The organism is Aquimarina sp. 433, assembly GCF_054054605.1.
Genome location: NZ_JBSWZK010000013.1, coordinates 113,804 through 127,111, shown reverse-complemented (window position 1 = coordinate 127,111; position 13,308 = coordinate 113,804). Strand labels below are relative to the sequence as shown.

Annotated in this window: 13 protein-coding genes; 1 reads left to right on the top strand and 12 read right to left on the bottom strand. The window is 32.3% G+C overall.

Annotated features, from left to right (window positions below):
* Nucleotides 1-321 precede the first annotated feature (321 nt).
* Complete coding sequence (locus ACWNT5_RS21980) at nt 322-744, top strand: hypothetical protein (RefSeq protein ID WP_456518580.1); 423 nt, start codon at nt 322-324, stop codon at nt 742-744.
* 82 nt (nt 745-826) lie between these two features.
* Here the strand turns inward: ACWNT5_RS21980 and ACWNT5_RS21975 are convergent, their stop codons facing one another.
* The 12 genes from ACWNT5_RS21975 to trmD form a co-directional block, all read right to left on the bottom strand.
* Nucleotides 827-1,072: a DUF6095 family protein gene (locus ACWNT5_RS21975; RefSeq protein ID WP_456518579.1), complete on the bottom strand. Its 246-nt coding sequence runs from the start codon at nt 1,070-1,072 to the stop codon at nt 827-829.
* The gene (murQ, locus tag ACWNT5_RS21970; protein ID WP_456518578.1) at nt 1,062-1,874 is read right to left on the bottom strand and encodes an N-acetylmuramic acid 6-phosphate etherase; all 813 of its coding nucleotides are present in this window, start codon (nt 1,872-1,874) and stop codon (nt 1,062-1,064) included. Before murQ ends, ACWNT5_RS21975 begins: the two co-directional genes overlap by 11 nt.
* 25 nt (nt 1,875-1,899) lie before the next feature.
* Nucleotides 1,900-2,721, bottom strand: a complete 822-nt coding sequence (locus tag ACWNT5_RS21965) for a DUF4249 family protein (protein ID WP_456518577.1) — start codon at nt 2,719-2,721, stop codon at nt 1,900-1,902.
* Between the two features lie 4 nt (nt 2,722-2,725).
* Entirely contained in the window at nt 2,726-5,110 is a 2,385-nt protein-coding gene (locus ACWNT5_RS21960; protein WP_456518576.1) for a TonB-dependent receptor, read from the bottom strand.
* A gap of 279 nt (nt 5,111-5,389) precedes the next feature.
* Nucleotides 5,390-5,569 carry a hypothetical protein gene (locus ACWNT5_RS21955; protein ID WP_299602536.1) on the bottom strand — a complete coding sequence of 60 codons (180 nt, stop codon included), beginning with the start codon at nt 5,567-5,569 and terminating at the stop codon, nt 5,390-5,392.
* 252 nt (nt 5,570-5,821) lie between these two features.
* The gene (locus ACWNT5_RS21950) at nt 5,822-6,490 is read right to left on the bottom strand and encodes a hypothetical protein (protein WP_299602532.1); all 669 of its coding nucleotides are present in this window, start codon (nt 6,488-6,490) and stop codon (nt 5,822-5,824) included.
* A 51-nt stretch (nt 6,491-6,541) separates the two neighbouring features.
* Entirely contained in the window at nt 6,542-7,633 is a 1,092-nt protein-coding gene (locus tag ACWNT5_RS21945) for a hypothetical protein (protein WP_456518575.1), read from the bottom strand.
* Entirely contained in the window at nt 7,614-8,168 is a 555-nt protein-coding gene (locus ACWNT5_RS21940) for a hypothetical protein (RefSeq protein ID WP_456518574.1), read from the bottom strand. Before ACWNT5_RS21940 ends, ACWNT5_RS21945 begins: the two co-directional genes overlap by 20 nt.
* Nucleotides 8,169-8,172: 4 nt before the next feature.
* The gene (locus ACWNT5_RS21935; protein WP_456518573.1) at nt 8,173-8,712 is read right to left on the bottom strand and encodes an RNA polymerase sigma factor; all 540 of its coding nucleotides are present in this window, start codon (nt 8,710-8,712) and stop codon (nt 8,173-8,175) included.
* 178 nt (nt 8,713-8,890) lie between these two features.
* On the bottom strand, nt 8,891-11,116 hold the full coding sequence (locus ACWNT5_RS21930) for an NADP-dependent isocitrate dehydrogenase (protein WP_456518572.1): 2,226 nt from the start codon (nt 11,114-11,116) through the stop codon (nt 8,891-8,893).
* A gap of 942 nt (nt 11,117-12,058) precedes the next feature.
* Entirely contained in the window at nt 12,059-12,409 is a 351-nt protein-coding gene (rplS, locus tag ACWNT5_RS21925) for a 50S ribosomal protein L19 (protein ID WP_299602520.1), read from the bottom strand.
* A gap of 211 nt (nt 12,410-12,620) precedes the next feature.
* Nucleotides 12,621-13,298: a tRNA (guanosine(37)-N1)-methyltransferase TrmD gene (gene trmD, locus ACWNT5_RS21920; protein WP_299602517.1), complete on the bottom strand. Its 678-nt coding sequence runs from the start codon at nt 13,296-13,298 to the stop codon at nt 12,621-12,623.
* Nucleotides 13,299-13,308 lie beyond the last annotated feature (10 nt).

The following is a 13,308-nucleotide window of genomic DNA, read 5'->3' as shown; positions in this document are numbered from 1 at the left end:
AAATGAGTTGGTGTTGATACACTTAAATTAGTGTATTAAATTATCTCAAATAAGGAAATAGTGACGAATAGTAACTATTGTAGGAAGTTTGTATTGAATTTTGTGGTTCTATAGAATTGCCTATAGTGTCAACTACTATGATATTTATTCTTTTAGAAGATCTAAAGCGTATTATCTCAAAAAAGGAGATAGAATCAAATTTCCTTTCATTCCTGCTAAAAAGCACCACAATCTTACCGAACCTCCACATTAATGCACTCTTAGTATAGAAGTACATTAAGTTTACCAAAGAATTTAAACTCATTTAAAATTTTTAAAGCAATGAAATTACAAAACAAATTATTTGGGAAATTAACTAAAGTTATGCTTGTTTTATCTGTAATGTTTATCTCATCTTGTGGGAGTGATGATGATGGAACAGTACCTGCAGAACCATTTGTAGCACTTCCTTCTGAAGTTCTAACTACTTTTAGCGGAGAGTTGACTTACACTCCTGCGAGCGGTATGGGTATAGTAGCCGGAGTACAAGGTACCGCTACTATTTCTGTTTCAGGAACCAATCATACAATTAGTTTTAGTGACGGAGTTCCATCCATTACTGGAATACGATTCTTAGGAAGTTCTAATGGGAATTATGCGTCTGTAGGTACTAGTGGTTCAGTAGCAGGTATTGTTATAGAAGGTAACGAGTTAACTATTGGAGCAACAATAGATAGTAATGTTTGGGCTTTTGTACCAAACTAATACGTTAAGTAAATTTATAAAGTTAAGAGTGATTTTTTTCTAAAGTCACTCTTTTTTGTATTGTAATATTATAGGGGGAAGTTTATAAACCATCTTTTTTTTTTCCAAAGATGGCATCCATAATAGTTTTTAATCCTCTAAACGCCATAAATATAGCAAAAGACGCTCCTAATAATCCTAAAACTAAAACTAGGTAATAATAAGGATGATCCTGATTTTTAAAGGCTGAATGGATAATCACTGGACTAATAAACATAAAAATCAAAGAAATAGCCATACGTTGTATTCCTTTTCCTAATAACTCTTTATCTGTTCTTTTAGGCTCCATAATTATCAATTGCATTTCGTACACTACCATGTTTCTCTAATAAATCTGCTGCAAGAGTTCGTTCGATACCTAATTCTTCCATAATCATTCGTGTACCTCTATCAACTAGTTTGTTATTACTAAGTTGCATGTCTACCATTTTATTTCCTTTTACTTTGCCTAACTGAATCATAACTGAAGTTGATATCATGTTAAGCACTAGTTTTTGGGCAGTACCTGCTTTCATTCTAGAACTTCCGGTAACAAATTCGGGTCCTACAGTTACCACAATAGGATATTGTGCCGTAATAGCTAACGGACTACCTTCATTACAGGTTATACACCCTGTAATAATATTGGATTGATTGCATTTTTCTAATGCCGAAATGACATAAGGAGTAGTACCAGAAGCTGCAATACCAATTACCACATCTTTGTCAGAAATTTGATAAGATTGTAGATCTTTCCATCCTTGTTCGGTACTATCTTCTGCAAATTCCACAGCCTTGCGTATAGCAGTATCACCACCAGCAATTAATCCTATAACAAGATCATGAGATACTCCAAAAGTTGGAGGACATTCGCTGGCATCTACAATACCTAATCTACCACTAGTACCTGCACCCATATAAAACAGCCTTCCACCAACTTTTAGCTTTTCAACAATTTTAGTGACTAAAACTTCAATCTGTGGAATTGATTTTTCTACCGCTTCGGGTACGGTTTTGTCTTCTTTATTGATATTACTAAGCAAATCAGAAATACTCATCTTTTCCAGATGATTATATTTAGAAGCCTGTTCTGTTGTTTTGGTAAAACTCATGCTTCAAAAATACAGCTTTTTCGGATCACTCTTCAATAGTAAATTGAAAACGATTTGCTTCAGAAAGGTTAAAATATCCTAAAGCATAATTATCGGGATTAGTTGTATTTATAATATTACCTCTTATTTGAGCAGGTGGTGTTTGAAAAGGGTTTCCACCTTCTTGTTCGCTTTGTTCAATTAAAATATTAGAGTAATTAAAATACCTTTCATCTATACCTAGTATTTTTATAGTAACTTCTTCACCACCGACCATATCTTCGTAGAAGTAAGAGAAATTAAATGATTCTCCTTGATAAAATCTGTCTTCGCTTGGAAGGTATAAGTTAAAGTCAAAATCGAATAAGTAAAAATCTTCTCGGTTGCCATCATCTGTAAAGAAAACGATTATTTCAGTTTCATCACCTTCAAACAAAGTTCCATCTCCTTGTTCTATATTGTCAATAGCTACTGTAGGGATTAATTGAGTGATAGCTTTATAAGTTTCTTCATTATAGATTACAGTAAGTTCATAATCAATATCAAATTCTGGAATTACATTTGGATCTTCTGGAATGAAAAAGCCTGGTTCACCTAAAGATTCTACAAAATTAATAATAGAATTGTCCGAAAGATTAGTGATAAAAACAGTGGCATCACTAACGGTAGGAACGCTATCATCAAAGAAAGGTGCAGAAAGTGTAAGTCTTACACCACCTAAAGCATCAATAGGTGTTTCATCTAAGTAAATTTCAAAAGAAGCGTCAATAACCAGTCTAGGTTCTCCATTAGGTACATCAACATCAATAACATCCTCACAACTAGTGATGATTAAAAGTCCTATGATATAAAAGCATAATTTTTTCATAATGCTAAAATTTAAAATTATAAGTTACAGCTGGCACGATTCCGAATATAGAAGTACGTACCGCTTCATTTACGCGGGTTTCTGTGTTTTGGCTAAAATTTATGGACGCAGCATTTCTACGATTATATAGATTATACACACTAAAAACCCATTCGCCTTGCCATTTTCTATTTTTATTTTTTCGAGGTGTAAGTGTAGCCGAAATATCCAAACGATGATATGATGGTAATCGTTGATCGTTACGCAAACCATCAAATACCGGAACTACTAAACCTTGAAATTCAAATTGTCCTGTTGGATAATTGGTAGGTTGTCCTGTTTGGAATAAAAAATTGGCATTGAATTTCCATTTTTCATTTAGTTCATAACTTCCATTAAAGGATATGTCATGAGTTTTGTCGTATGGAGTATTATACCATTCGCCATTATTGATTCCTGTTTCTGTTGGTGTTCTTCCTGGTGTACGTTGTTCAGATTTAGAAAGAGTATATGCAAGCCAACCTTTGAATTTTCCTTCGTTTTTACGAATTAATAATTCTAATCCATAAGCTCTGGCTTCTCCATTCAGAATTTCGCGTTCTATAGCATCATTAGCAATAAGTTCGGCTCCATCTATATAATCAATTCTATTTTCTATATCCTTATAAAATATTTCTGTTTCAATAGAATAAGCATCATCCTTAATACTTTTAAAATATCCAATGGCATATTGATTAAGCATTTGGGGTTTTACAAATCTTCCACTAGGTGTCCAAACATCCAGTGGAGTAGGAGAGCTGGTATTGGATAGAAGGTGTAGATATTGTGCCATTCTATTATAACTCGCTTTTATTGAAGTATTATCATTAAAAGCATATGCTAAGGCAACTCTAGGTTCTAGATTTGTAAAGTTGGCTAATTGAGCACTTCTACTTACGCTTTCAGTTCCAATAGGATCTGCAGACTCGTAAATTTGTAACTCTTCATTAAATAGAAGTGGATTGTCATTTTCGTAGATGTTTATTTCATCCTGACCCAATCGTATGAAGTTACTTAACCGAATTCCATATTGCAATGATAAGTTGTTAGATATTTTGTGTTCTGCATCTACATATACTCCAAATTCATTCGCGTATTTGTCAATTAATTTATCTCTAATGATACCAGAATCATCACTATTTGGTTTAATCTCCCCAGGATTGAATCGATAATAAATATTGTTAATTCCGTAGTTCAACTGAAAATTATCACTTAGATAGTGTTTCAGATCGTATTTTAAATTAAAATTTCGGATACCAGAATCCCATTCAAATCCCACAAAGTCGAGTTCTAATCCGTAGAAGTAATCTGAATAGATGAGTGATAAGTTAGAAAATAATTTGTCAGAGAATAGATGATTCCATCGTAGATTTAAAACCGTATTACCATATGTGTTTCTAAAGCTTTCACTAATCGCGAAAACGTCTCTACCAAAATATCCTGATAAGAAGATATTGTTGTTTTCGTTGATTTTGTAATTAAGTTTTGTGTTTAGGTCGTAGAAATAAGCAACATTATCATTTCCATCATCTACAAGAGGCAGAAATAGGTGTGCGTAGGATGCTCGACCACCTACCAGGAAAGCTCCTTTGTTTTTTACGATGGGGCCTTCGGCTAATAGTCTACTGGCTACTAACCCTAATCCTCCATTGATATGATATTCTTTACTGTTTCCTTCTTTTTGATAAATATCCAAAACCGATGATACACGGCCACCGTAGCGAGCTGGAATTCCACCTTTATAAAGTTTTATATCCTTAATAGCATCTGGATTAAAAACGGAAAAGAAACCAAAAAGGTGAGACGAGTTAAAAATAGTAGCTTCGTCTAATAAGATCAGATTCTGATCTGCTGCACCACCTCTTACATTAAACCCAGAAGCTCCTTCACCACCACTGGTTACTCCTGGTAGCAATACGATTGATTTAATCACATCTGCCTCACCAAGTACTACAGGAATTTGTTTTATAGTTCCTGCTGTAAGTTTGTTAAGACTCATTTGTGGTGTTTTGATGTTTACTTTTTCTACATTTTCGGTGATAACTACCTCGTCTAACATCTCCGAAGCTTCTACTAATTGAAAATTAAGTTTCTTATCTTCATTTAGATTAATTTCCTGAATAATATCTTTGAATCCCAAATAACTAACTTGTAGTTTGTAAGTACCTTCGGGTAAGGTGATAGAATAAAACCCATATTCATTAGTAACTACACCTTTTCCAATTTCTGGGAAAAGTACATTAACACCAATTAAGGTTTCGTTACTGGATTTTTCTGAAATTGTTCCGTTAATTGTGAATTTTTCTTGGCCGTATATGGCAAACTGTAGAGTACAAATAGCCAAAAGGCTACATAAAATGTTCTTTTTCAAAAGCTGTATTTTTAATATTTGTACGGTTTTAAAAGTATTTGCAATACGTACGATTATTTCAAAAGTACTAAATAATAGAGCTTTAAAACCGTATACATTTCCTAAATATATGTTATTTATTGATAGCCTTACATACTCAATTCTTTATAGAATTAAGGACTTGTTTTATGAAATATACCAATAAGAAGATCGTATTGATAATTTGTTACATTATCGAATTGTAAATAAAAACTGCATGATATTGAATAACCAGACAGACCTATTATTGGTAACAAAAAATTAACTGGATTTTAGTTCAGGTTTCCAGCAAAAAGCAATGGGCAACCATTCTTCGGAGCATACAGAATTACTATTTGTGGAATTAGTATTTGATTTGCGTTTAAGATATACCTGGTTGTTTTCTGAAAATACATAGTTAGTCTCTATTTTTTTGGTTTCAACAATAACTTTAGTTTTCATTTGGGGCTTTTGTAACATTTTATAAATAATTAATATCAACATCTGTGCCTAAATTTAATTTGTTATTAAAATCTGTATCCGACTCCTATTTTAAGTAACTGTATTTGTGTGTTAAATGAAGTATCTGGAATATCATTTGGCGCACTGATACTGCTAAAATCATATTGTACCTGAGCAAAGATTTTTTTGGTGATATCATATGCAATTCCAAGATTAAGATTTAAACCACCTTCGGTTGATGGTGTTTCTCTCTTAGTTTTTTGGAGCTTTTTTCTTGTATCTATTTTTTCCGAGATTAAAGACTCCAATCTTTATTCCTAATCCAGCAGAAAACCCATTAATTCTATCAATTCCGCTAGGGTGAATATTAAACTTACTAGAGAATCTGTATTTTACTCCTGCTTCAAGTTGTATGAATCGCGAAATATTAAATAACACATTTACTCCAGGTTCTGCTACAAATATGGCATCCCATTCATAATCATCTTCATTAAACTCACCATCATTTAATTGTCCATCGATATAACCAACTCCTCCAAAACCAACAAGTAATGGGAAAGAGAGGTTTACTCTGGATTTACTGAATAATATAGGTTCGAAATGCATTCCGGCATATCCTCCAATCAGATCTTCATCATTAGATGCAGATATTCCTGGTAAGTTTTGTTGCGAATAGAAACCTTTCATTCCGAAACCAACTTCAAACTGTCGATTAGCAACATATGCTAATTTAAGTCCGATTAATCCGGTCTCTTCTCCGTCAATCTCACCATAACTGGTGCTAAAACCAAGATATACTCCATGAACGATATTTTTACGGTCATTAAATTCTATATAATCACTGTCATTTTTATCTTGAGAATATATTTGGCTAGAGCTAACGATTAGCAGTGTGATTAGTAGTTGGATTGTTTTTTTCATTGATATTGATTTGTTTTGTTGAATTGATAAATGGTTGTAATTGTAATGTTGTTATTCCTTTAGTATGATTACCCCTTTTCTTCCTGTAATCTTGAATACTCCTTTCTCTAGATTTGAACCGTAGGTACCCTGAATCTCACGTAGTCTTTTTTTGTCATCAATCATTTTATTTTTAATGTTTTTGAAGGTTTTAGGAATTCTTAATAAACCTTGCTCTAAGGATGCTTCGAAATCAAAGTTGAGATTAGAAATATCAATATTGATTTCTGAAGATTTTTGATTGATATCCACATTTGCAGTAGGATTTGTAATCCTATCCACTTTAAAATCTGCGACATCCATAATGAGGTCAATTTCATGAATAAGATTGTCTAGCCAAACTGTAGAAAATTTTAGTTCTCCTTTTATTTTTTCTATACTTCCTAAAAAGATTTTGTCTTTACTGGAATATAGTTGAAGCTGATTCACTTTTTCAATATTGATCGTTGATCCATTACTGAGTATTCTCAGGTTTTTAGAGGTTTGAAGGTCAAATTCACTGTTTTTTAATTCGACCTTTCCATAGGATATTGATTTGGTCTGTAGCTTACCAAATGTCATGTTTATATTGGCATTGATAATATCATTATTGATCCACATATCGCCATGTTGTGAATCTGATGTCAGTTTACCATCCCATTCACTAATTATGATATCTCCAAACTTGTTTGTAAGTTGAATTTCGGCATTTATGGGTAAGCTGATTTTGTAGTCTATTTGTACATTTCCTTTGTCGAAATCAAATGGGTTTACACTATTGAAAATTTTTGTAAAGAAGTTGTCATTTTTTTCTTCTATATCCGAAACAATCTTTATAAAGCCATTAGCCTTATGAATAGATGGGCGAATTCTATCTAGTAATTCCTGAGCATCGTCTTTTTCCTTTTTTGAGACGGAGACATTTATTGTAATTGCTATTTTATTTTGATCCCATCCATCAATAATAATGTTGCCATATTTGTTTTCTAATTGCAGGGTTCCTGAATTTGTGAAATCATATGTTTTTTCAATCGATTTTGATAGTTTTTCCTGAGCTTGCAGATGATAACACTGGAGAATTATCAATAAGATGAGAGTTATTCTTTTATAATATATATCCTTCATTATCATCAGATTTTTTGGAATCTTTAATTTGTTCTAAAAGATTTTCTATTAGTTCAATTCTTTTTTTGTAGTTCTGTACAATGGCTTCTAAAATGTATTCGTTATTTAGATTAGCGTTCATTTCTTCCTTCAATACCATATATTCTTTATCCAGGTCATCCATAAAAGAGAGGAATTCTTCTTTATCACTCGCCGATAATTTTGAATGTTCTTTTACCAGCGCAACTTGAAATGATACTAACCCTTTATAGTAATTATCAATATCATTTAGTTCTTGATGAATCGCAGCATTTTTGTGAGTAGTATTGGTGTTAATTTTTGTAAGAAGTTTTAGCATTGCAAAACTTCCTAAAAGGACACATATAACGGCTGCAATTTTTATAAATGGAGATTTCCAAATAACAAATCTTACCGACTCTTTTTTGTTTTCGATATCAAGTTTTGATTCGATGTCTGCCCAGATTTTATCTTCATCAGCTTTATGTTCATCAAACAGTAATTTATTTTCTCTTATATATTTTTCAAAATCATCCATAATATTATAATGTGTTTATGATTTGAATTAGTTTTTTCTTAGCTCTGTGGTATTGCGATTTAGATGTGGAATGAGTAATTCCTAATATTTCCGAAATTTCCTTATGATCGTATCCTTCGATAAGATAGAGGACAATAATCTGTTTATATCCATCTGGTAATGCTGCAATTCCTTGTTTAATTTTTTTTATATCTGGTGTTATATTTGATTTGTTAATCTCTTCACTGATATGATATTCATGATGATCTAATGGTATTACAGGTATTTTTTTTGCTTTTAGATGATTAATACTTTTATTAACAACTATTCTCTTTAACCAGGAGCCAAAAGTGCTTTCATATCGAAATGAGTTTAGGTTTTTAAAAGCATCTACGAAACTATCCTGAATAATATCTTCAGTATCCTCCTTAATATTCAATATTCGCATACTCACGTTGTACATAGCATCTACGTATAACTTATATAGCTGATATTGCGAAACCCGATCGCCAGATTTGCTTTTTTCTATAAGATCTTTATGCGTATAAAGAATATTTGTTTTCAATTATTTATGATTAGTTATCAGTCTTTCTAGAGTAACTTTTTATTTCTAACTATTATTATTGACAAACCAAAAAACAAAGGGTTGCATCTACTTATAAATTTTTGTAGATATTTATAAAAAAAAGCCTGAAAACGTAATGTTTTCAGGCTTTTATATAAGTTGTTTTTTGTTTAAAAACTTATGAAATGATTTTATTTAATGTTTCACTTGGTCTCATTGCGTTTTCTACTTTAACTACATCAGGCCAGTAATAACCTCCCATATCCACAGCACTTCCTTGAGCACCATTCAGCTCTTCGATAATTTTAGCTTCATTATCACCTAGATCTTTAGCAATTGAAGAAAACTGTTGTTGTAACTCAGTATCTTTTGTTTGTTCCGACAATGCCTGAGCCCAGTATAAAGCAAGATAGTAGTGACTTCCTCTATTATCAAGTTCATTCACTTTTCTAGATGGAGATTTTTTATTTTCTAAAAACTCCTCTGTTGCTTTATCTAATGCTTCTGCTATTACAAGTGCTTTTTGGTTGTCATTAACTTCTCCCAAATGTTCTAAGGAAACAGCTAGTGCTAAAAACTCTCCCAAAGAATCCCAACGTAAATGACCTTCTTGATTAAACTGCTGTACATGCTTTGGTGCTGATCCTCCAGCTCCTGTTTCAAACAATCCACCACCATTCATTAATGGCACAATAGAAAGCATTTTTGCACTTGTTCCTAATTCTAGAATAGGGAAGAGGTCTGTATTATAATCACGTAGTACATTTCCTGTAACGGATATGGTATCTTTACCTTCTTTAATTCTTTCTAATGAGAATCGAGTAGCTTCTACCGGAGACATGATTCTAATATCTAAACCATTAGTATCGTGCTCAGGAAGATATTTTTCAACTTTCGTTATTAAGCTTGCATCATGAGCTCTTTCTTTATTTAACCAAAAGATAGCAGGAGTATCTGTTGCTCTAGCTCTACTAACAGCTAATTTTACCCAATCTTTTACGGGAGCGTCTTTCGTTTGACACATTCTCCAGATATCTCCTTGCTCTACTTCATGCTCAATTAACACAGTACCAGTCGCATCTACAACACGAACAGTTCCATTTTCTTTAATTTCAAAAGTTTTGTCATGAGATCCATATTCTTCTGCTTTTTTAGCCATTAAACCTACATTAGGAACAGTTCCCATCGTAGTTGGATCAAAAGCACCATGCTTTTTACAAAAATCAATCGTTTCTTGATAAATACCTGCATAACTACTATCTGGAATTACAGCTTTAGTATCTTGAGTATTTCCATCAGAATCCCACATCTGACCAGAATTTCTAATCATAGCAGGCATTGAAGCATCAATAATTACATCACTAGGTACATGAAGATTGGTAATTCCTTGATCAGAATTTACCATGGCTAGTTTAGGGCCATTTTCATAACATGCTTTGATATCTGCTTCTATCTCTGCTCTTTTAGCAGTGTCAGTAACTCTTTTTAGTTTGTTTACAAGATCACCGAATCCATTATTCACTTCTACACCGATTTCTTCTAAGGTTTCACCATGTTTTTCAAAAACATCTTTGAAAAATACTTCTACGGCGTGACCAAAAATAATCGGATCGGATACTTTCATCATGGTTGCCTTCATATGCAAAGAGAACAAAACGTTTTTCTCTTTGGCATCTGCAACTTGCTCTTCTAAGAAAGCTATTAATGCTTTTTTGCTCATTACCGTAGCATCGATAATTTCACCTTCTAGTAAAGCGGTTTTTTCCTTTAATATAGTAGTGTTTCCATCTGTACCAACCAACTCAATTTTTACATCTCCAGCATTAGCCATCGTTACAGACTTTTCATTAGATCTGAAATCTCCACTAGACATTGTGGCAACGTGTGTCTTAGAATCACTACTCCAAGCACCCATAGAGTGTGGATTTTTTCGAGCGTATTGCTTTACAGGCTTTGGCGCTCTTCTGTCGGAGTTTCCTTCTCGTAATACAGGATTCACGGCACTACCTTTTATTTTATCATATCTTCCTTTAATCTCTTTTTCGGAATCATTTTCTGGCTCTTCTGGATAATTAGGAATATTAAAACCTTGTAACTGTAATTCTGCAATTGCAGCTTTTAACTGTGGAACAGAAGCACTAATATTAGGAAGCTTAATAATGTTAGCTTCTGGTTTTAATGCTAATTCACCAAGTTCTGCTAAAGCATTTGCTTGTTTTTGTTTATCAGAAAGGTTTTCTGGGAATACAGCTAAAATTCTTGCTGCTAGTGAAATATCTTTTGTTTCAACCTCTATATTGGCTGCTTTAGTAAATTTTTTTACAATTGGTAAAAAAGAGTATGTAGCTAATGCAGGTGCTTCATCAGTTTTAGTGTACACAATTTTGGAGGATTCAATTCCCATATTTTTTAATTTTTAGTAAGATATCCGGTTGCCTTTCGGTGTAATATCTTGTGTGTATTATACGATCTGTTTAGAAAACGATAGGTTGTTTAACCTTTCATACTTTATATTATAAGATTACCAGTGTAAGGCTATGGTAATTCACAGTAATATTTTCCGAGCGCGAAGATACAAATATAGGCAGGTAAATGCAACCTGTTTACTGTTAGTTTTGCGTTAAAGAGCTTGAATTAAATATCTTTAAAAAAGATTAAGGTCAAAAAATGGGACTCGCAAAAAAAGAAGAGAATTTTAAGAATCGTTTTAAAAATTAAAAAGCCATATCATAATACGAATACCTTGATATGGCTTTTGTACAGAAATAAAGTTTTGTCAGCTGTTTTACCCGCTATGAAATAATAACTTTCGTTTGTTATACCAAAAAGATAGTTTCTGTAAGATAGGCAGTTTTAAACTGATAACAGTATATGAGATTTAAATACTACCTTTAGACTATTGCGAACGCTTTTGTGTATAAATTACTTATGTAATTTTGCGTTTTTTCATCCGAATAGTCTATTTCCACTTAAAATTAAAAAGGTGTCAAAACTTAATTTTTTCCTTTGGATTTCATGCTGAAAATGATTTTAAAGTAGATCTTTAAATTAATTTCAATGATGTATTCAAAAAAATAACTTTCGTTTTATATTTATCCTAATCTTAAGATGGTTTATGTAAAATGTTCAAAGAACGAGTTTAGAAAAATTATAAGATAGGAATCCTTGTGTCATCACTATCAGCTATTATAAAATTTCTTTATTAAAATTACTTAAAATTAATTTGCAATACAATTTTTTGTATAAGTTTAGTTATCAACTGGTTATGAACTTAAGATGTTAACTTTTGTTCATAAAAAAAGGTTGCCTAATGACAACCTTTTTGTATTGTGAAATAAAGAATAATTTAGTTTCTTTTTTCTTTGATTCGAGCTTTCTTACCCGTAAGTTCTCTAAAGTAAAAGATACGTGCTCTACGTACTTTTCCTCTCTTATTCACTTCGATTTTCTGAAGTGCAGGTAAATTAACTGGGAAAATACGCTCAACACCTACAGTACCAGACATTTTTCTAATCGTAAATGTTTCACTAGCACCAGAACCTCTTCTTTGGATTACAACACCTCTAAAAAACTGAGTACGTGTTTTGTTTCCTTCTTTAATTTCGTAATATACTGTGATTGTATCACCTGCAGAAAACTCAGGTAATTCTTTTTTTGTAACAAATTCGTTCTGTACGAATTTTACTAAATCTTCCATTTTTGAAGTAGTTTACTTATGTTTTATCAAAACAACATTCACGATTTTCGCCAGAGGTTATTTTAATTAGGGTGCAAAAATAAGTATTATTTAATGATTTGCAAGTATTTTTTAGTAAATGTTACTTGCTGTTTTTGAGCGGTCTATCTTTAATTTCTAATCTGTGATTTAATGATTTGGAAGTTTTTTTGATAAAAATAAATATGTCTGTTTATTCTTCTAATAAATCAGGTCTTCTTTCTTTGGTTCTTTGATAGGCTTGTTCTTCTCTCCAAGCTTCTATTTTAGGGAAATTACCTGACGTTAGAACTTCAGGTACTTTCCATCCTTTATAATCCGCTGGCCTTGTATAAATTGGTGGAGCCAATAAGTCGTCTTGAAAAGAATCAGTTAATGCAGAAGTTTCGTTTCCGAGAACTCCAGGAATTAATCTAATCACTGCATCACATAAAATTAGTGCTCCTAATTCTCCACCCGATAATACATAATCTCCTACAGAGATTTCTTTGGTGATAAAATGATCTCTTACTCTTTGATCAACACCTTTATAATGTCCACAAAGGATAATAAGATTCCCTTTTAGAGATAATTGATTTGCAATTCCTTGGTTTAGAGTTTCTCCATCAGGAGTCATATAAATGATTTCATCATAAGTGCGTTCAGATTTCAGTTTAGAGATGCACTTGTCTATAGGCTCTACCATCATAACCATACCTGCACCGCCACCAAATTGGTAGTCATCTACTTGTTTGTAGTTGTTAGAAGTATAATCTCTAAGATTGTGTAAGTGCACTTCTACCAGTCCTTTTTCGATAGAACGTTTCATAATTGAAGCTTCAAAAGGACTTTTTAAGATATCAGGAACTACAGTAATTATATCTATTCGCATTTCTTATTGT